This is a genomic window from Thioclava sp. L04-15, assembly GCF_002020275.1.
Taxonomy (GTDB): Bacteria; Pseudomonadota; Alphaproteobacteria; order Rhodobacterales; family Rhodobacteraceae; genus Thioclava; species Thioclava marina.
Genome location: NZ_MPZW01000008.1, coordinates 75,852 through 95,424, shown reverse-complemented (window position 1 = coordinate 95,424; position 19,573 = coordinate 75,852). Strand labels below are relative to the sequence as shown.

At 63.8% G+C, this 19,573-nt stretch carries 19 protein-coding genes; 12 read left to right on the top strand and 7 right to left on the bottom strand.

Going from position 1 to position 19,573, the window contains the following annotated elements:
• Positions 1 to 69 precede the first annotated feature (69 nt).
• Both BMI90_RS15645 and BMI90_RS15640 read left to right on the top strand, forming a co-directional pair.
• On the top strand, positions 70 to 516 hold the full coding sequence (locus tag BMI90_RS15645; RefSeq protein ID WP_078530437.1) for a hypothetical protein: 447 nt from the start codon (positions 70 to 72) through the stop codon (positions 514 to 516).
• 39 nt (positions 517 to 555) lie between these two features.
• Positions 556 to 2,745, top strand: coding sequence for a 3-hydroxyacyl-CoA dehydrogenase NAD-binding domain-containing protein (locus BMI90_RS15640; protein ID WP_078530436.1), 2,190 nt, complete (start codon positions 556 to 558; stop codon positions 2,743 to 2,745).
• Between the two features lie 207 nt (positions 2,746 to 2,952).
• On the opposite strand, the gene BMI90_RS15635 is transcribed toward BMI90_RS15640, so the two are convergent.
• Both BMI90_RS15635 and BMI90_RS15630 read right to left on the bottom strand, forming a co-directional pair.
• Positions 2,953 to 3,624, bottom strand: a complete 672-nt coding sequence (locus BMI90_RS15635) for a Hint domain-containing protein (protein WP_078530435.1) — start codon at positions 3,622 to 3,624, stop codon at positions 2,953 to 2,955.
• Between the two features lie 183 nt (positions 3,625 to 3,807).
• Entirely contained in the window at positions 3,808 to 4,464 is a 657-nt protein-coding gene (locus tag BMI90_RS15630; RefSeq protein ID WP_078530434.1) for a sulfotransferase family 2 domain-containing protein, read from the bottom strand.
• Between the two features lie 100 nt (positions 4,465 to 4,564).
• Between BMI90_RS15630 and BMI90_RS15625 the strand changes: the two genes are divergently transcribed.
• From BMI90_RS15625 to BMI90_RS15615, 3 genes are all read left to right on the top strand, one after another.
• On the top strand, positions 4,565 to 6,193 hold the full coding sequence (locus BMI90_RS15625; RefSeq protein WP_078530433.1) for an AMP-binding protein: 1,629 nt from the start codon (positions 4,565 to 4,567) through the stop codon (positions 6,191 to 6,193).
• A gap of 217 nt (positions 6,194 to 6,410) precedes the next feature.
• A complete protein-coding gene (locus BMI90_RS15620) occupies positions 6,411 to 7,313 on the top strand; it encodes an EamA family transporter (RefSeq protein WP_078530432.1) in 903 nt (300 codons plus the stop codon).
• Positions 7,314 to 7,318: 5 nt separating this feature from the next.
• On the top strand, positions 7,319 to 7,933 hold the full coding sequence (locus BMI90_RS15615; RefSeq protein ID WP_078530431.1) for an inner membrane-spanning protein YciB: 615 nt from the start codon (positions 7,319 to 7,321) through the stop codon (positions 7,931 to 7,933).
• A gap of 46 nt (positions 7,934 to 7,979) precedes the next feature.
• Here BMI90_RS15615 and BMI90_RS15610 read toward each other — a convergent pair whose 3' ends face one another.
• The gene (locus BMI90_RS15610) at positions 7,980 to 8,669 is read right to left on the bottom strand and encodes a glutathione S-transferase N-terminal domain-containing protein (RefSeq protein ID WP_078530430.1); all 690 of its coding nucleotides are present in this window, start codon (positions 8,667 to 8,669) and stop codon (positions 7,980 to 7,982) included.
• A gap of 27 nt (positions 8,670 to 8,696) precedes the next feature.
• A complete protein-coding gene (locus tag BMI90_RS15605; RefSeq protein ID WP_078530429.1) occupies positions 8,697 to 9,614 on the bottom strand; it encodes an alpha/beta fold hydrolase in 918 nt (305 codons plus the stop codon).
• A 233-nt stretch (positions 9,615 to 9,847) separates the two neighbouring features.
• Here BMI90_RS15605 and BMI90_RS15600 point away from each other — a divergent pair, with 233 nt between their 5' ends.
• Positions 9,848 to 11,023, top strand: a complete 1,176-nt coding sequence (locus BMI90_RS15600; protein ID WP_078530428.1) for an aminotransferase class V-fold PLP-dependent enzyme — start codon at positions 9,848 to 9,850, stop codon at positions 11,021 to 11,023.
• A gap of 96 nt (positions 11,024 to 11,119) precedes the next feature.
• The gene (gene folE2, locus BMI90_RS15595) at positions 11,120 to 12,214 is read left to right on the top strand and encodes a GTP cyclohydrolase FolE2 (RefSeq protein ID WP_078530427.1); all 1,095 of its coding nucleotides are present in this window, start codon (positions 11,120 to 11,122) and stop codon (positions 12,212 to 12,214) included.
• A gap of 108 nt (positions 12,215 to 12,322) precedes the next feature.
• On the opposite strand, the gene gltX is transcribed toward folE2, so the two are convergent.
• Positions 12,323 to 13,651 (bottom strand): glutamate--tRNA ligase, encoded by a 1,329-nt coding sequence (gltX, locus tag BMI90_RS15590; RefSeq protein WP_078530426.1) that lies wholly within the window; start codon positions 13,649 to 13,651, stop codon positions 12,323 to 12,325.
• 97 nt (positions 13,652 to 13,748) lie between these two features.
• On the opposite strand from gltX, the gene BMI90_RS15585 reads away from it, so the two are divergent.
• From BMI90_RS15585 to BMI90_RS15565, 5 genes are all read left to right on the top strand, one after another.
• Positions 13,749 to 14,165 carry a metallopeptidase family protein gene (locus BMI90_RS15585; protein WP_078530492.1) on the top strand — a complete coding sequence of 139 codons (417 nt, stop codon included), beginning with the start codon at positions 13,749 to 13,751 and terminating at the stop codon, positions 14,163 to 14,165.
• A gap of 99 nt (positions 14,166 to 14,264) precedes the next feature.
• Positions 14,265 to 15,194 carry an MBL fold metallo-hydrolase gene (locus BMI90_RS15580; RefSeq protein WP_078530425.1) on the top strand — a complete coding sequence of 310 codons (930 nt, stop codon included), beginning with the start codon at positions 14,265 to 14,267 and terminating at the stop codon, positions 15,192 to 15,194.
• A gap of 138 nt (positions 15,195 to 15,332) precedes the next feature.
• On the top strand, positions 15,333 to 16,280 hold the full coding sequence (locus BMI90_RS15575) for a 1-phosphofructokinase family hexose kinase (protein ID WP_078530424.1): 948 nt from the start codon (positions 15,333 to 15,335) through the stop codon (positions 16,278 to 16,280).
• A 66-nt stretch (positions 16,281 to 16,346) separates the two neighbouring features.
• Positions 16,347 to 17,108 carry an imidazole glycerol phosphate synthase subunit HisF gene (gene hisF / locus BMI90_RS15570; RefSeq protein WP_078530423.1) on the top strand — a complete coding sequence of 254 codons (762 nt, stop codon included), beginning with the start codon at positions 16,347 to 16,349 and terminating at the stop codon, positions 17,106 to 17,108.
• A complete protein-coding gene (locus tag BMI90_RS15565; RefSeq protein ID WP_078530422.1) occupies positions 17,105 to 17,416 on the top strand; it encodes a phosphoribosyl-ATP diphosphatase in 312 nt (103 codons plus the stop codon). The genes hisF and BMI90_RS15565 overlap by 4 nt, the downstream gene beginning before the upstream one ends.
• Before the next feature lie 43 nt (positions 17,417 to 17,459).
• Here BMI90_RS15565 and BMI90_RS15560 read toward each other — a convergent pair whose 3' ends face one another.
• Positions 17,460 to 18,380 carry an XdhC family protein gene (locus BMI90_RS15560; RefSeq protein ID WP_078530421.1) on the bottom strand — a complete coding sequence of 307 codons (921 nt, stop codon included), beginning with the start codon at positions 18,378 to 18,380 and terminating at the stop codon, positions 17,460 to 17,462.
• A gap of 10 nt (positions 18,381 to 18,390) precedes the next feature.
• Positions 18,391 to 19,563, bottom strand: coding sequence for a M20 aminoacylase family protein (locus tag BMI90_RS15555; protein ID WP_078530420.1), 1,173 nt, complete (start codon positions 19,561 to 19,563; stop codon positions 18,391 to 18,393).
• Between the last annotated feature and the right edge of the window lie 10 nt (positions 19,564 to 19,573).

Below are 19,573 nucleotides of genomic sequence, written 5' to 3'. Positions count from 1 at the left end.
ACCATAGTCTCATCGTGGCGGGATCCTGCTCTGACAGCAGTCCGCGCGGCGCGAAACGGAGTATAGGTTGTGGCAATCGGCATCCTGAAAAATCACCTGACGACGATGTCGGACGCGATTCTGGACGGGGATTTCGAGAGATACCTCTCCTGCGTCGCGCTTCCGCTCAAAGTGACAACCAACAGTTCGACCTTCTGGATCGAAACCGAAGAGATGCTCGAAGAGGGTTTCGACGCCTTCTCCGACATGATGCTTTCGCTCAATGTGAATTGCATCGCGCGACGTGCGATTACCGTCACGGGGATCACGAACCGTCGGATCTTCGGTCGCTACGCTTCGAGCTGCATGAAGGATCGCGACGAAATCGTTCCGCTCTACACGGCCGATATCACGCTCGAACTGCAAGAGGATCTGAGCTGGAAGACCTCCAGCATCGACCTGCAAATCGACAACAGACGCTGGCCGATCATGGTCCCGCGACCGTCGGAAACCGAATCTGCTTACGCAATAGCCTGATGTGCCTCGCCTCCGCGGCAGGCACGCGGAGGAGAGAAAATGGCTGATTTCACTTATGAACTTGGCGCCGATGGCGTCGCCGTCATCACTTGGGACGTTCCCGAAAAGTCGATGAACGTGATGAGCATGGAGGGCTTCGCGCTCCTCGATAGCTTCATCGACAAGGCACTGGCAGATGACGCCGTCAAGGGCGTGGTCATCACCAGCGGAAAGCCCGATTTCGCGGGCGGCATGGACCTCAACGTCATTGCCGAGATGCGCAAAGGCGGCGCGCAGGCGATCTTCGACGGCGTGATGCAGATGCACCATGTCCTGCGCAAGATCGAACGCGCCGGCATGGACCCCAAGACCAACAAGGGTGGCAAGCCGATCGCGACGGCGATCCCCGGCACCGCGCTTGGCATCGGTCTGGAACTGCCGCTGTCCACGCACCGCATCTTTGCCGCGGACAACCCCAAGGCGAAGATCGGCCTCCCCGAGATCATGGTCGGCATCTTCCCCGGCGGCGGTGGCACGACGCGCCTTGCGCGCAAGCTCGGCGCGATGGTCGCGGCGCCCTTCCTGCTCGAAGGCAAGCTCTCGGATCCGAAGAAGGCGAAAGCCGCGGGCCTGATCGACGAGGTCGTCGAAGACCCGCTCGCGGCCGCGAAAGAGTGGGTGCTGAACGCGAAAGGTACCGATCTGGTGAAACCGTGGGATGCCAAAGGCTACAAGATGCCCGGCGGCGCGCCCTATCACCCGGCAGGCTTCATGACCTTCGTGGGCGCTTCCGCGATGGTGCATGGCAAGACCAATGGCGTCTATCCGGCGGCCAAGGCGCTGCTGTCGGCGGTCTATGAAGGCGCGCTCGTATCCTTCGATCAGGCGATCAAGATCGAGGCGCGCTGGTTCACCAACGTTCTGATGAACCCCTCCTCGACCGCGATGATCCGTTCGCTCTTCATCAACAAGGGCGCGCTGGAGAAAGGCGCGAACCGCCCCGAGGTGCCCGATCAGCGGGTTAAGAAGGTCGGCATCCTCGGCGCGGGCATGATGGGCGCGGGCATTGCCTATGTCTCGGCCAAGGCTGGCATCGAGGTCGTCCTGATCGACAACACGCAAGAGGCGGCCGATCGCGGGAAGTCCTATTCCGAGGGCATCCTCGACAAGGGCATCTCGCGCAAGAAGGTCACCGAGGAAGGCAAGGCGAAGGTGCTGGGCCTGATCAACGCGACCACCGATTACGCCGCCCTTGAGGGCTGCGACCTGATCGTGGAAGCGGTGTTCGAAGATCCGGGTGTGAAGGCCGAGGTCACCAAGAAGGCCGAGGCGATCATTCCCGATACGGCGATCTTCGCCACCAACACCTCGACCCTGCCGATCACCGAACTGGCCAAGGCCAGCGCGCGCCCCGAGCAGTTCATCGGCATCCACTTCTTCTCGCCCGTCGACAAGATGATGCTGGTCGAGATCATCAAGGGCGCGCAGACCGGTCCGGTCGCCGTGGCGAAAGCGCTCGATTTCGTGCGCCAGATTCGCAAGACGCCGATCGTGGTGAACGACGCGCGCTTCTTCTACGCCAACCGCTGCATCATCCCCTATATCAACGAAGGCATCCGCATGGTCGCCGAAGGGGTGAACCCGACGCTGGTCGAGCATGCCGCGACGATGGTCGGCATGCCGCTGGGTCCCCTGCAACTGGTCGACGAGACCTCGATCGATCTGGGCGTGAAGATCGCCAAGGCCACGAAGGCGGCGATGGGCGATGCCTATCCCGATGGCGCGGTCGATGACGTGCTGTTCTGGATGGCCGACAAGGGCCGGATGGGCCGCAAGTCGAACGCGGGCTTCTACGACTATGATGACAAGGGCAAGCGTCAGGGCCTCTGGGAAGGTCTCAACGCGCAATACCCGCGCGCCGACGAGCAGCCGGACGTGCATCACGTCCAGCATCGTTTGCTGATGGCGCAGGTGCTGGAAGCCGTGCGCGCCTTCGAGCAAGGCGTGTTGGAAGACATTCGCGAGGGTGACGTGGGGGCGATCCTCGGCTGGGGCTTTGCGCCCTGGTCCGGCGGCCCGTTCGCCTGGCTCGACATCATCGGCGCGGGCAAGGCCGTCGAGATCTGCGAAGCTCTCACCGCCCAATATGGCGCGCGCTTCGAGACCCCGGCGCTGCTGCGCGACATCGCGGCCAAGGGCGACAGCTTCTACGCACGCTTCGGCGAGGGTCAGGCCGCGCAAGCCGCCTGAGCCCAATACATGATGGTCCGCGCGGGGAGACGGTTCCCTACCGCCGTGCGGGTCTAATCGAGGCGCCGGGGTCGCAAGACCCCGGCGTTCTCGTTTTCGGACATCGGTGAAATGGCTGGCCCGCCGCGTCAAAGAGAAACACCGCGACCAGAAGGTCACGGCGCGCTGTATCTCTGACTGTCCTGGGACTTCAGACGCCTCGCGCGCTCACTCGGCCGCGCAGGCGTAGGCGTGGGCGGTTTGATCTTCGTCGATGAGTCCCGCCACGATCGAACGCGCCATCTCGAGCGGCAGCGTCTCGTAGCTCGGCATTTCCTCGTCGAAGAGAGTGGCAATCCCGCCCGTATGGACGGAGGCGCAATGGACCATGCCCGCGCCGTTGGCGTAGATCACCTGATCGTGCTCGAACTCCAGCACGACCACTTCGACGCGCTGATGCGGCGTGATGCGGTCGATGCCACGATAGCCCTCAAGCGCGGCTGCCGGGATCAGCGCGAAGGGGTCGCCAAAGAGCGCCTCGGCCATGTCGCTTTCGACCAGCACGGGCTGTTCGGGCAGCAGCAGCATCGGCGTCTTGTTTCCCAGAGCACCGACCGGCACCGCGAGCGGCTTGAGCTGCGACGGGCAGGCGCGGCCGCTGATCCAGAGCTGCGAGCGCTTCACCGCTGCGACCGGGAGCAGACCGTGATCGAAGGTCATCACCATGTCGCCAGCTGCGATCGCCTCGACCGGACGCCATCCCATCTGGGTCGCGATCTGCGTTCCCGCCACGATCCCTTCCGCCGGTCCGAACTCGGAAAGCTCAGCATCGAGAATCTCCGCCATGCGCAACCCATGGGCGATTTTCTCCTCCCAAGCCTTGGCGGTTTTGCGAAACATGTGCGTCTTCCTTCTGAAAGGCCTGCGGGGCCACGTTTCTCCGTAATCACTACTCGAAATGATTCTCGCGCAATTTCGGGGGCCAAAAAGTGGCGCAAAAGTGGCAAACCTAACTTTTAGACAGTATTCGACCTCACGAGCCCGTGATCGGAACGTGAGGCCATCGCAATTCGCAAAACGCGATTACGAAAGTGAGAAAGTATAGCCAAATCGGGCGATATCGCCTTTGCACAGACGAAAAATCAGCTCTGCATCAGAATCAGAGTAGTAAATTCGCCAGTCGCGATCACGCCGGGAGACGTTGCAGCGCGCGAAGGGAGTCGCCGCAAATCCCAAATGTGTCTCCAAAAGGGCGGCGTCTTCGACCTGATTCTCGACGCGGATGAACAGGTCACAGCACTCCTCGCCCCCAGGGAGAGTCACGTAACCCGCATAAGGCGAGTTCGCGAGCGAAGCCTGCGTCAGCGGCTGCCCCAGAAAACCCGAGAAGTCATGCGCCTTCGCCATCCCGACCGCAGGGTGATCGAACCTCTGCTCGCGCAGCCAGTGGTAATAACTCACCACCCGGTCCCAGGGGTTGCGCACAAGCGTGAAGGTAAAGAACGCCCGCGCCTCCTGCTCGGAATAGAGCCCCAGCCCGTCGGCCAGTGTCGAATGCTTCCACAGCCGTCCCGCCGTCTCGACCCCTTCAAGCCGCCGCTTGCGTCGGCGCGCCTTGGGGGTATCGCCCACGAGCATATCCTCTGCCATCGCCCGCTTTTCGAGCGCCAGCGCCAGCGCCGTGCCACCGGTTTTCGGGATATGGACGAAGATGAAGCGACGGCCGCGCGAAAGGATCATGCGCGGGAGACTAGCGCCCGCGAAAGTTTGCGCAATCCCTCTTCCCTTTCCCCACGCATCCCACGAATATGCGCCTCGAATTGAGACGGAGGAGGTTTTCATGGGTTGGCTGGCCGACGAAACGGGTCTGGAAAAATGCGCGGCGAATTTCGTGCCGCTCACGCCACTGTCGCATCTCAACCGCGCGCTGGAAGTCTTCCCCGAGCGCACCGCGCTCGTCTACGGCAAGACCCAGCTGAGCTATGTCGACTACCACGCCCGCGTGAGCCAGCTCGCCTCTGCCCTCAAGGCACGCGGCGTCAATCCCGGTGACGTGGTCGCCACCATCCTGCCCAACACCCAGCCCCAGGTGGAGGCGCATTTCGGCGTGCCCGCCTGCGGCGCGATCCTGAACGCGATCAACACCCGCCTCGATGTCGACACCATCGCCTATATCTTCGAGCATGGCGGCGCGAAGATCGTGCTGTGCGACACCGCTTTCCTGCCGCTCGCCGAGGAGGCGGTGAAGAAGATGAAGGGCGCGGCCCCGCAGATTGTCGAAGTGGCCGATCCGCAGCACGGGTTCGACCCGACCGGGCATTATCTCGAATATGAAGAGCTCGTGGCCGAAGGCGATCCGATGTTTTCCTGGATCATGCCCGAGGACGAATGGGAGAGCATCGCGCTCAACTACACCTCCGGGACCACAGGGCGGCCCAAGGGCGTCGTCTATCACCATCGCGGGGCCTATCTGTCGACGCAGGCGAATGCGATCTCGTGGCGGATGCAGCTCTATCCGGTGCTGCTGACCATCGTGCCGCTCTTCCATTGCAACAGCTGGACCCATGGCTGGATGATCCCGATGATGGGCGGCACGGTCGTTTGCTGCCGCGATGTGACGGCGAAGGCGATCTATGACGGCATCGCCGATCATGGCGTCACCCATTTCGGCGGCGCTCCGATCGTGCTCAACACGATCATCAACGCCAAGGAAGAACACCGCCGGCCCTTTAACCATATCGTCGAGGTCTTCACCGCTGGCGCGCCCCCTCCCGCCTCGACGCTCGCCGCGATCGAACCGCTGGGCTTCAACGTGACGCAGGTCTACGGCCTGACCGAGACCTACGGGCCCGCGGTCGAATGCACCTGGAAACCGTCCTGGCAGGACAGCAAGGGCGAGGAACGTGCCGATCTCAAGGCCCGCACCGGGGTGTCGATGCCGATGCTCGAGAAGGTCACCGTGCATGACCACGGCAAGGAGGTCGCCCGCGACGCCCAGCATCTCGGCGAGATCGTCTTCCGCGGCAACATGGTGATGAAAGGCTATTACAAGAACCCGCAGGCGACCCGCGAGGCCTTCGAGGGCGGCGTGTTCCACTCCGGCGACATCGCCTTCATGCATCCCGACGGCTACATCAAGATCACCGACCGCGCGAAGGACATCATCATCTCGGGCGGCGAGAACGTCTCCTCGGTCGAGGTCGAGGGCGTGATCGCGGCGCATCCCAGCGTCTCGCTGGCCTCGGTGGTCGCGAAACCCGACGAGAAATGGGGCGAAGTGCCCTGCGCCTTCGTCGAGCTGAAAGAAGGCGCGGAGGCGACCGAAGACGAGATCATCAAGTTCTGCCGCGAGCGGCTCGCGGGCTTCAAGACGCCCAAGCGCGTGATCTTCTCGGATCTGCCCAAGACCTCGACCGGCAAGATCCAGAAATTCGAGCTGCGTGCCGTGGCGAAACTCCTCGATCAGTAAGGGGGCGCCGCCCCCGCCGCGCAAGCGCGGCTCCCCCGGGATATTTCGGGCAGTTGGAAAAAAATACGTGGTCTCACCTTCCAACCGCCCCAAATATCCCGGGGGTGAATGGCCGTGAGGCCAGAGGGGGGCGACGCCCTCTCTTCGCGCAATGATTGTCGCCAGCCGGCGACGGCGGAGGCAGTACCCCCTGCCCCGCCACCAGAAGGATTGCACTTTGAGCGACTGGATCATTTCCGTTGCCGGGACCGAGACCGGCAAAAATCTCGCGCTCGGCCTCGCGCTTCTCGCGGCCTTCCTGCACGCGCTCTTTGGCGCCTTGCAGAAGGGTCGGCACGATCCCTGGCTCAGCCGGGCTGCGATCGACGCGAGTTACGGCATCATCGCGGCACCCTTTGCGCTCTTCGTCGTGCCATGGCCCGAGCCTTTCATGTGGCCGATCTTCGTGGGCGTGTTCTTCATCCATGTCGGCTACAAGCTGTTGCAGGCGATGAGCTATTCGCGTGGAGCCTACACCGTCGTCTATCCGGTGGTGCGCGGCACGGGGCCGCTCTTTGCGGTGATCGGCGCCGGGATCATTTTCGGCGAGCATTTCACGCTGGGGCAATGGGCGGGCGTTGCGGTGTTGCTCGCGGGGATCTACGGGCTGGCACTTTACAACCTGCGCACCATCACCGTCGATCGCGAGACGATGGTGCCCGCCTTGATGCTGGCTGTGGCGACCGGGGCTTTCGTGGCGCTCTATACCACCTATGACGCCTACGGGATCCGCGCGACCGCCGATCCGTTCACCTTCCTTGCGTGGTTCTTCTTCATTGATGGCTGGTTCATGCCGATCCTAACCGCCCGGCGCTGGACGAAATTGCCCAGTTCGGAGATCGTGCCCTTGATGAAAAGGGGTGTTATTGGCGCAATCGTCGCCTATTTCTCCTTCGGTGCGATCATGCTGGCGACGCGGCTCGACAAGGTGGGCGAAGCCGCGGTGCTGCGCGAGACCTCGACGGTCTTCGCCGCCCTCATCGCCTGGCTCGTTCTGGGCGAGAAGGTAGGGCCGCGGCGCACCGCGTTGATGGGATTGATCGCCGTGGGCGCGGTGATCGTGGAAATGGCAGGACAATAGGGCAGATGGCAGAGAAGAAGATTTCCCCCTGGGTGAAGGCAGGCCTCGACTGGGGGCCGCTGATCGTGTTTTTCATCGCCTTCAACCGGCTCAAGGATGGCAGCTACGAGATCCTCGGGCGGGATTATTCCGGCTTCGTCGTTGCGACCGCCTTGTTCATCCCGCTCATCGCGTTTTCCACGCTGGTGCTGTGGCGACTGACGGGCAAGCTCTCGGCGATGCAGATCGCGACGCTGGTGCTCGTTCTGGTCTTCGGCGGGCTCTCGGTCTGGCTCAACGATCCGACCTTCTTCAAGATGAAGCCCACGATCATCTACCTGCTTTTTGCCGGCATCCTCGGGGCCGGGCTATTGCGAGGCAAGGCCTGGTTGCAGCTGGTAATGGAACAGGCGCTCCCGATGGAGCATGAGGGCTGGATGATCCTGACCAAGCGCTTCGTCGGGCTGTTCCTCGCGCTCGCGGTGGCCAACGAGATCGTCTGGCGCACGATGTCGGACGAGATCTGGGTCGATTTCAAGACCTTCGGCCTGCCGATCATCCTGATCGGCTTCATCATGGCGCAGGCGAAGCTCTTCGAGAAATACGGGATCGACAAGGCCGAAGAGGACGGGGTGGAGTAACCACCCGCCCCACCCTCTCCTGACCGCCCCTGAAAGGGCTCGTCGCTCAGCGCTTGAAGAGCACCTTCTGCGCCTCTTTCGATTGCGTCCCGCCACGACGATCCGCGGCCAGCGCCCGGCCCTTCTGCACCGCGGGACGCGCGGACAATTCATCGAGCCAGCGCTTCAGGTTCGGTTTGTCCTCCAGCGTCTGCTCCTGACCTTCCCAGAGCGAGGCCCAGCCCCAGGCCGCCATGTCCGCGATCGAATAGAAATCACCGGCCAGGTAACGGGTCTCGGCCAGCTTCCGGTCCATCACACCGTAGAGGCGGCCGGTCTCGGTGCGGTAGCGATCCTTGGCGTAAGGCAGATCCTGCGGCGGATCGAGATTGGGAGCGTATTTCAGGAAGTGATGCGCCTGCCCCGCCATCGGACCAAGCCCGCCCACCTGCCAGAACAGCCATTCCTCGACCGCGATCCGTTCGCGTTCGGTCTCGCCGTAGAACTGGCCCGTCTTGCGGGCGAGATATTGCAGGATCGCGCCGCTCTCGAAGATCGAGATCGGCGCGCCGTCTGGCCCCTCCGGGTCCACGATCGCGGGCATTCGGTTATTGGGCGAGATCTTGAGAAACTCGGGTTTGAACTGGTCGCCCGCGCCGATGTCGATCAGATGGGTCTGATAAGCCAGCCCCATCTCTTCCAGCGCGATCGAGATTTTCCAGCCATTCGGCGTCGGCCAATAGTAAAGATCGATCATGGTCCCTCCGCAGTTGCGTGTCGGGGATCAATCTGCACCGCGCTGGAGCGAAGGCAAGGCGAAGCGCGCTGTGCGTCTGCGCGCGAAAAGCCGTGACCAGCGCGGGGTCTGAGCCTTGGGCAGCGCCTCGGCGAGGAAAGGCAGCGGTAGCCGCTCTGGCTGGCGCAGCACCTGCCGATAGAGGTCGAACAGCCCCGCACGCATGTAGCAGGAGAAATGGCAGATGCGTTTCTCCGGCGCCGCGACGGGGTAGCCCAGATCCTCCAGCACCGCCATCACTTCGGGTGCGTCGATCTGGAGATCGAGCCAGTTGCGGCGCGGTGAGGACAGACCATTGCCAAGGCTTTTCTCGCGCCCGCGCGCCACCCCCAGTTCGAAAAGAAAATCGAACAGGTCGTTCTCGCGGCTGGTGACGTTGAGCACCTCGCAACTGCGCCCGGCGGGACTGTCCATAGCCTCCTCGGCGCGGCGCTGGAACTCGGCTGCGGCGAGCAGCACCATTCGCGCGACCTGCCCGGCATGGGCATGACGCAAGGCCCGCAGAGCCACCCGGCAGCCCATGGAGTGGGCGATGATCCCGACGGGTCGCCCGGACGCCGCATGAAGTGCTCCGATCAGCCGGGCCAGACGCTGTGCGGCGATCTCGGCCATGTCGTAGATCCGAGTCAGCCGGCCGGTCGACTGCCACGAAAATGCGACACCCAGCCCCTCGCCGGGGTTGGAACCCGCAAAGCCGAGCGCGCGCGGCCAGCTGACCGCGGTGTGCAGGTGATAGTTGGGATCGAGCGAGAGGATATGGTCATGCGGATCGCGCCCCTCGACCCCGGCCGCATAGCCGTAGCCGTGGATCATGATCACGATCGGCGCGTCTTCGGGCAGGGCCGCGGCCCGCGCGATCACCTCGGCGGGGAGTTCGGTGCTGGCTTGGACCTCGATGAGCGGCATGACAGAACTCGGATTTCGGGTTTGCGCGGATGCGCTTGGGAGAACTGAATAGCCAACGCAGTTTTCTTTCTCCGGGTTCCCACGGCCTTAACCCCCCGAACGCACAGGGATCTGTGCGAACGGGCATCGAAGCGACCACCCTGCGCGATAAACGGATCCGCTATGCGTTGACCCTGTCTCGCACCCGCGTTATCGCAACGGCAAGCCGCGACAGAGAGCCGCAGGAGGCATCCATGACCGAGCGCAAGATCCGCACGAAACTTGTCCATGACGGCATTCGCCGCAGCCAGTATGGCGAGATGGCCGAGGCGCTGTTTCTGACGCAGGGGTTCGTCTACCCTTCGGCAGAGGCCGCCGAGGCGCGTTTCCTCTCGTCGGGCGATGACGAATTCATCTATGCGCGCTACGGCAACCCCACGACCCGGATGTTCGAAGACCGCATGGCCGCCATCGAAGGCACCGAGGACGCGTTTGCCTGCGCCTCCGGCATGGCCGCGATCAACGGCGCACTGACCTGTCTGGTGAAAGCCGGCGATCACATCGTGGCCGCGCGGCAGATGTTCGGCTCGTGCCTGCATGTGCTCAAGGTTCTGGAAGGATTCGGCGTGGATGTCACGCTGGTCGACGGCACCCAGCTCGACGAATGGCGCGCCGCCATGCGCCCCGAGACGAAGATCTGCTTCTTCGAGAGCGTCTCTAACCCCGGGCTGGAAGTGATCGACATCGCGGGCGTGGCCAAGATCGCCCATGAGGGCGGCGCCAGCGTCGTGGTGGACAACGCCTTCGCCTCGCCGATCTTCTCGCGCGCGGTCGAACTCGGCGCCGATGTCATTGTCTATTCCGCGACCAAGCATATCGACGGCGGCGGGCGTGTGCTGGGCGGCGTGGTCTGCGGCACCAAGGAGTTCATCCGCGGACCGCTGGAAATGTATGTGAAACACACCGGCGGCGCGATGAGCCCGTTTCACGCCTGGGTGCTGCTGAACGGCTTGCAGACGCTCGACCTGCGCGTGCGCGCGCAGGCAGGCAACGCGGCGGCGGTCGCGGCGGCGGTCGCGGGCCATGAGAAACTCGCGCGCACCGTCTATCCGGGACTGATGGATCACCCGCAGCACGGGCTCGCCATGGATCAGATGGGCTCGGGCGGCACGATGATCGCGCTGGATCTGGCGGACGGCAAGGAGGCGGCGTTCCGGTTCCTCAACGCGCTACAGATCGTGTCGATCTCGAACAACCTCGGCGACGCGAAATCCATCGCCACCCATCCGGCGACGACGACGCACAAGAACCTCTCGGACGAGGAGCGCGCCGCGATCAAGATCACGCCCGGTCTGGTGCGGATCTCGATGGGAATCGAGGACGGTTCGGACCTCGTCGCAGATATCAAACAGGCGCTCGAGGCGGTCTGATCCGGTGAACCGATTGCCGCATTTGCACGTATTTCCTTGGACAACGCCCCTATAACGCCCATATCTGGCGGGACCGGGCAGACCGGAGGACAGGATATGAACGTGCAAGGCAGGATCGAGACCCCGGATAATGACGAGGCCCGCGCGGCGCTCGAAACCTTGCGCGCATGGGCCGCCAAGGCCGATCCGGTCGAGGTGGCGCAGCTCGATCCGGCGATCGCGCGGTTGCTGCCGGGGCACGCATTGTCGAACTATCCCGATCTGAGCCGCGACTATGACGCGCAATTCTCCGTCGACGACAGCTACAAGGCTTCGCTGCCCGATCTGCAAAACGGCCCCGCCTCGCTGATCGTGGGCGCGAACACCCGGATCGAGCATGTCGGGATCTCGAATTTCCGTCTTCCGGTGCGGTTCAAGACCCGCGACAATGGCGATCTGACGCTGGAAACCTCGGTCACCGGCACGGTCAGCCTCGAGGCAGACAAGAAGGGCATCAACATGAGCCGCGTGATGCGCAGCTTCTATGCCCATGCCGAAAAGAGCTTTTCCTTCGAGGTGATGGAAGCCGCCCTCGACGACTACAAGGACGATCTTGACAGCTTCGATGCGCGACTGATGATGCGCGTCTCCTTCCCGGTGAAGCGGCCTTCGCTGCGCTCCGGGCTTGAGGGTTGGCAATATTACGACATCGCGCTGGAACTGATCGAGGTCGAGGGAGAGCGCTGCAAGGTGATCCATCTCGATTACGTCTATTCCTCGACCTGCCCGTGTTCGCTTGAGCTGTCCGAACATGCGCGTTCCATGCGCGGCCAACTTGCGACACCGCATTCGCAGCGTTCCGTCGCGCGGATCTCGGCGGTGGTGGAGCCGGGCAAATGTCTCTGGTTCGAGGATCTCATCGACCTCGCCCGCGCCGCCGTGCCCACTGAAACGCAAGTGATGGTGAAGCGCGAGGACGAGCAGGCCTTTGCCGAGCTCAACGCCGCGAACCCGATTTTCGTCGAGGATGCCGTACGCGCCTTCGCCGAGCGCCTTCTGGCCGAACCGCGTATCGGTGACTTCCGCATCGTCGCCAGCCATCAGGAGAGCCTGCATAGCCATGACGCAGTGGCGGTGCTGACCGAAGGCCCGACCTTCGCAAGCGCCAGCCTCGATCCGAAGCTGTTCGCGACGCTGATCCATCAGGGCTGAAGCGCGGGATGAATTGAAAAGGGCGGCTCCGCTGGGAGACCGCCCTTTTTTCAATCCTGATCGGATCGCGCCGCCCACCCCGAGGGGTGCAGGCCATCTGCGCCCGCCTCAGCCCTTCGCGCGCACCTTGTGCAAAAGCGGCATCAGCTCGCCCATGTCAGGGCCGTGATCCATGCCCGTCACGGCCTTGCGCAGCGGCATGAAAAGCCCCTTGCCCTTGCGCCCCGTCGCCTCCTTCACCGCCGAGGTCCAATCCTTCCAGGTGGTCTCGGTATAAGGCGCGTCGGGCAGCATCGTCATGGCCTGCGCGATGAAGTCACGATCCTCCTCGGCAATCGCGGGCTCGGCGCCGTTCAGGCACAGATCAGCCCAGCCAGCCAGATCGTCGAGCGTGTCGATATTCTGCGAGGCTACGGCCCAGAAGCGTTCGCGCTGATCCTCGGGGATGCCCAGCGCCGCAATCCGGTCGGCCACTGCCGAGAACGGCAGGTGCTGGTTGCGCGCGCGGGTCAGCGGGATCAGGTCGTTGCGATCGAACTTGGTCGGCGCAGAGCCGAACTGGCTCAACTCGAACCCGCCGGCCAGCTCGTCGATCGACATCTTCAGCTCGATCGGCTGGCTCGAACCCAGACGCGCCATCATCGACAAAAGTGCCTCGGGCGCGATCCCTTCGGCGCGCAGATCGCGGATCGAGAGCGCGCCAAGGCGCTTCGACAGCTCCTCGCCATGCGGGCCGGTCAACAGCGAATGGTGCGCGAAGGCCGGGACCTTACCGCCGATCGCCTCGATGATCTGGATCTGGGTTGCGGTGTTGGTGACGTGATCGCCGCCGCGCACGATATGGGTGATGCCCATATCCGCATCGTCCACCGGAGAGGCGAAAGTGTAGAGCACCTGCCCAGAGGCCTTGATCAGCACCGGGTCGGACACCGAGGCCGCGTCGATCGACAGATCGCCGAGGATGCCGTCGGTCCACTCGATCCGCTCGAGTTCGAGCTTGAAGCGCCAGTAGCCTTCCTTGCCCTCGGCGCGCAGCGCCTCTTTCTCGGCCTCGCTCAGATGCATCGACGCGCGGTCATAGACCGGCGGTTTGCCCATGTTGAGCTGCTTCTTGCGCTTGAGGTCCAATTCGGTCGGGCTCTCGAAGCATTCGTAGAGCTTGCCGTCCGCTTTCAACTGCTCGGCCACCTCGGCGTAACGCTCGAGACGCAACGACTGGCGTTCCTCGCGATCCCACTCGATGCCGAGCCATTCGAGATCCTGCTTCAGCGCGTCGATATATTCCTGCTTCGAGCGTTCCTGGTCGGTATCGTCGAGGCGCAGGATGAATGTGCCGCCGGTCTTGCGGGCGATCAGGTAGTTCATCAGCGCGGTGCGCAGGTTGCCGACATGGATATAGCCGGTGGGCGACGGGGCGAAACGGGTAACGGTGGTCATCTGGGCAAACTCCTGTTGGGGCCTGCTCTTTCACACAGCGGCCCGTTTGTCCATATGAGGGGCTATGCGAGAGGTGCAGGACGGCTTGGAGAAAGCGATGAGCGAGACCGACGACTGGCGTGATGTGATGGCCCCGGGCATCGAGGAAATCGAGGCTCTGGCCGAGGCTGCGCGCGCCGCCCTTCCCGAAGCGTTTGCGAAGGCCGCCGAGGGCGTCGCGATCCGTGTGGAGGATTTCGCCTCTGAAGAGATGCTCGCCGAACTCGGGATCGAAGATCCTTTCGAGTTGACCGGTCTTTATGACGGCGTGCCCCTGACCGAGAAATCCGTGATGGACCCGGGCGGACATGCGGATGTGATCTGGCTCTTCCGCCGCCCGATCCTCGACGAATGGGTTTCGCGGGGCAATGAGAGCCTCGGCACGTTGGTCACCCACATCTTCGTGCACGAACTCGCCCATCACCTCGGGTGGTCGGATGACGACATTTCTTCGATCGACCGCTGGTGGGAGTGAACCATCTCACGCTCACGCACGTTCACATATCGGTAGAAGCAGCGCTTTGCGCTAGACTTCGGAACTGGGAGTTCATCCACCATGACAGGGAGAATTGAGATGACGAGGAGTTTGATGACCCGCCGTGCCGCGCTCAAGACCGCAGCGATCCTGCCCGCAGCCCCCGCGATCCTGACCGGCACGCGCGCTGCCGCCCAGAGCACCGAGGCCCCGCCCGCGATCCCGCTTTATCGTCGGATGCAGCTTGGCGACATGACCGTCACGACCCTGCTTGCCGGCACCCGCGAACTCGAGAACCCGCAGACCATCTTCGGCATGAACGCAAGCCCCGAAGATTTTGCGGAAGTCTCGCAGAATGCCTTCATCCCGCATGACAAATCGCTGAATTTCTTCACCCCCACGCTGGTCGAGACCGGCTCGGAAAAGATCCTCTTCGACACCGGCCTCATGCCCGCCGGTATCACCGCCGCGCTCGCCGCTGCGGGCCATTCGCCCGACGAGATCACGACCGTCGTCATCACCCACATGCATGGTGACCATATCGGCGGGCTGATGGGCGACGGTGGCGAGACCTTCGCCAATGCCAAATATGTGACCGGCCAGGTCGAATTCGATCACTGGTCGAACGCGGGCAACGAGACTTTCGAGGCCAAGGTGCGCCCGCTGGCCGAGAAGATCACCTTCCTCAAGGGCGGCGATTCGGTCGTGTCGGGCATTTCCGCTGTCGACGCCTTCGGTCATACGCCGGGTCATATGGCGTTCCGGCTCGAGTCTGGCGGCAAGGGTCTGATGCTCGCTGCCGACACCACCAACCACTATGTCTGGTCGCTCCAGAAACCCGATTGGGAAGTGAAATACGACATGGACAAGGAAGCGGCGGCCGCCACCCGCAAATCGCTTCTGGGCATGGTGGCGGCGGATCGGCTGGCCTTCATCGGCTACCACATGCCCTTCCCCGGCGTCGGCCATCTCGAGGCCACGGGCGACGGGTTCCATTTCCACCCGATGACCTATCAGCTCAATCTCTGAGCGGGGCGCATACGCCCCGGGCAGGCGCGCCGTGCGGCATTCGCGCGGCGCGCCTCTCCATTTGCAACCGCATCTGTACCCTTGATCGCAGGCGCACAGCTGCGATGATCCGGGTGCAACAAAGCTGCGGAGCGCGCGATGACCTCGATCCTGACGATCACGCTGAACCCGACCGTCGATCTCTCGATCGAGGCCGACACGGTGACGCCCGAGCGCAAGCTGCGCTGCACCCGGCCGCTGACGGATCCGGGAGGTGGTGGCCTCAATGTCAGCCGAGCGATCTCTTCGCTCGGGGGCAACTCCACCGCCTTCGTCGCGCTCGGCGGAACGACCGGTGACAAGGTGATGCGGCTACTGGCCGAAGCTGGGATCGGTCTCTTTCCCTTCCCCGCACCGGGCGAGACCCGGATGAGCCTCACCGCAACCGATCAAACCACGGGCGAGCAATACCGGTTCGTGATGCCGGGGCCGGACTGGGGCCCGGCTGACGTCAACAAAGCCCTCAGCCGCATCGCAAGGGCCGCGCCCGAAGGCGGGATCGTGGTTCTCTCGGGCAGCCAGCCACCCGGCGTGCCCGACGACTTCCCCGCAAGACTTGCGACGCGGATCTCGCGCACCCGCGCACAGCTCTTTCTCGATACCTCCGGCAAGGCGCTGCACAACCTGTTGAGCGCCGAGGCCAAGCCCGCCGACGTGCTGCGCATGGACGAACTGGAGGCCGAGGAACTGGCCGGGCGCACCTTGCCCGAGCGCACCGACAGCGCGGATTTCGCGCAGGAACTGGTGACGCGCGGCCTCGCCCATGCAGTGATCCTGGCGCGCGGCGCGGATGGTAACGTGCTGGCCACCCGCGAGGGGCGCTGGTTTGCCAAGGCCGCCCCGGTCAAGGTCGTCTCGAAAGTTGGTGCGGGGGACAGTTTCGTGGCCGCGTTCACGCTCGCGCTCGCACGCGGCAAATCGCTCCCCGAGGCGCTGCGTCATGGAGCCGCTGGCGCGTCGGCTGCAGTCACCACGCCCGCGACGGATCTCTGCTCTTCGGCGATGGTGCGCAAACTGCTGCCCCAATGCCCTGTCGAGGCACTCTGAGTGCTGTGCGTTCCCTCTTTGCCTTCGGCGGGCTGCGCGCTATGAAGGCGCCAAAGGAGCCCGCCCATGCTGAAGACCCGCATCATCCCCTGCCTTGACGTGGCCGATGGCCGCGTGGTCAAGGGCGTGAACTTCGTCAACCTGATCGACGCGGGCGACCCGGTCGAGGCCGCGAAAGCCTATGACGCAGCGGGCGCCGACGAGTTGTGCTTCCTCGACATCCACGCGACCCATGAAAACCGCGGCACGATGTTCGATCTGGTGACCCGCACCGCCGAGCAATGCTTCATGCCGCTCACCGTGGGCGGCGGGGTTCGCAGCCACGAGGATGTGCGCGCGCTGCTGCTGGCCGGGGCCGACAAGGTGTCGTTCAACTCGGCCGCCGTGGCGGATCCCAACGTGATCGCCGAGGCCGCAGATCGTTTCGGGTCGCAATGCATCGTCTGCGCGATCGACGCCAAGACCGTGGAGCCGGGCCGCTGGGAGATCTTCACCCATGGCGGGCGCAAATCCACCGGCATCGACGCGGTCGAATTCGCCCGCACGGTGACCGCGAAAGGCGCGGGCGAGATCCTTCTGACCTCGATGGATCGCGACGGCACGCGGGCAGGTTTCAACCTCGAACTGACGAAAGCGATTTCGGACGCGGTAGACGTGCCCGTGATCGCGAGCGGGGGCGTTGGCAATCTCGAACATCTGGTGGAAGGCGTGACCAAGGGCGGGGCCTCAGCCGTGCTCGCGGCCTCGATCTTCCATTTCGGCGAATTCACGATCCGCGAAGCCAAGGAATACATGGCCGCCGCGGGCATCCCGATGAGGCTGCAATGAGCATTCTGGAGCAACTCGCGGCGACCATCGAAGCCCGTAAGGGTGCCGACCCGGAAACCTCCTGGACGGCCAAGCTTCTTGCCAAGGGGCCGGAGAAATGCGCCGAGAAATTCGGTGAGGAAGCGGTGGAAGCGATCATCGCGGCCGCGAAGAACGACAGGGAGAACCTGACTTACGAGGCGGCGGATGTGCTCTATCACCTGCTGGTGATGCTGGCTGCGCGCGACATTCCCCTTGCCGAGGTTCTCGCCGAACTGGAGCGCCGCGAAGGCACGTCGGGCATCGCCGAGAAAGCATCGCGTGGATAAGGGGCACCGCCCCTCAAGCCCGCTTGCTCTGTTCAGGTAAAATTCAGGGATGGCTCTCCGCCTGAGCCAAGACCTCGGCAAGCACCGATACAGCCAGCAGTCGCGGCTCTCGCGCAGACCGGATCAACCCGATCGGTCCGTGAACCCGCGCGCGCGTCGCGGCAGCGAGACCACGGGCCTGCAAGCCTTCCTGCCGTCGGGTCTGGGTGCGCACACTCCCCTGCGCCCCGATGTAGAAAGCCTGGGTCGCGAGCACCCCCTCGAGGATACCCAGCTCCCAATCGTGATCGTGGAATAGCAAGATCACGGCGGTGCGCGCGTCGATAGCAGCCTCTGGCGGAACTCCTGTACGGGTCAGTTGACGCACAGTGCAGCCGGCAGCCTTGGCATTGACGAAGGTGGCGTCTTCCGGCGTGAAAAGAAGATGCGGCGCACCGGTGGCGCGCACGAGATCCGCGAAAAACACCGCTTCGGCCCCTGCGCCGAAGATCACGAAGCGTGGCTCGGGGCGAAACGCGATGCGAAACCCGTCGGGTTTCCCGGACGCCGCGCCCTCCTCCGTAAAACGCAGATCGCCGGAAGCGCTCAGCCATAGCGCTGTCTCTTCGCGGCGGGCGCGACGTGCCGCGAGTTCACCCAGCAACTCCCGGTCAGGTGCCGGGATCACGGTCACCTCGAGTGCTCCGCCGCAGGGCAGCTTCAGATCGAAAAAGGGCGAGCCCACGCCGTAGCGCAGCTTGCGAACCTTCCCGTCGAGGAGCGCCGCTCGCGCATGTTCGGCCACATCTTCCTCGATACAGCCAGCACTGAGCGCGCCGATGCGCCGACCGTCATGCAAGATCGCCATCGCAGTTCCGGCATTTCGATAGGCCGGACCTTCGATCCCCGAAATCACCGCAATCGCGCCGGGCGCTTCCGTCTGTGAAAGCTCCTGCCAGGGATCTTGCGCGGCGGGATGGGTCATGGACGCCCCGTCATTCGTTCGCTCCGATCAGGGCACGCCGCGCGACCTCGACGAAGAATTGCACACCAAGCGGAAGGATCTCGTCGTTGAAATCATAGTGCGGGCTGTGGAGGTTGCGCCCGCCCTCGGCCGATCCATTCCCGATCCAGCCGTAAGCACCGGGAACCTTTTCCAAAAGGAAAGCGAAATCCTCGCTCGCCATGCTCGGCGCGTAATCGGTTTGCACCGCATCGCGCCCCACAATCGCCTCCGCCGCGCGGCGCGCAGTCTCGGCCGCCTCGGGGGAGTTGATCGTTGCCGGGTAGCGCCGCTGATAGGTTAGCTCGGCCGAGGCGTGGAATGCCTCAGCGATCATTTCGGCACGGCGCGTCATCTCGGCCTGAACGAAATCGCGCGTCGCGGGCCGCAACGTGCGCACGGTGCCGCGCAGGATCACCTCATCGGGGATGACATTGAGCGTGTGGCCCGCATGGATTTGCGTCACCGAAATCACCGCCGCGTCGGTCGGATCCACGGCGCGGCTGACGATGGTCTGCCAGGCCATCTGCAATTGCGCCGCGAGCGTGATCGGGTCGATCCCCTCATGCGGCATCGCACCATGCGATCCCCTGCCCATCACCTTCAGTTCGAACGTATCGAAAGCGGCCATGACGGGGCCTGCACGCATTGCGATCCTGCCCGCCTCCAGCCCCGGCCAGTTATGCAGCGCATACGTGCTGTCGAGAGGGAATTGTTCGAGCAGGCCATCCTCGATCATCACCCGCGCTCCGCCTTCGTTTTCCTCGGCGGGCTGGAAGATGAATACGACTGTCCCCGGCCCGGGCGGATCGGCCGCCATCACCTGCGCGGCCCCGAGCAGCATCGTTGTATGCCCGTCATGGCCACAGGCATGCATTTTGCCGGGAGTTTCCGAGGCATAGTCGGCCCCGGTCAATTCCGCTATCGGCAGCGCATCGATATCAGCGCGCAGACCGACACTTGGCCCCTCGCCATTGCGCAGAATGCCTATTACCCCGGTGCCGGCCAACCCCTCATGCACCTCAAGTCCGAAAGCCCGCAACTGGGTGGCGATGAAGGCGGCGGTCTCATGCTCCTCGAACGCCAGCTCGGGACGGCGATGCAGCGCGCGCCGCCACTCGACAAGCTGGTTTTCCATCGCCTTGATCGCCGGGGAGATATTCATCGCGCGTCCT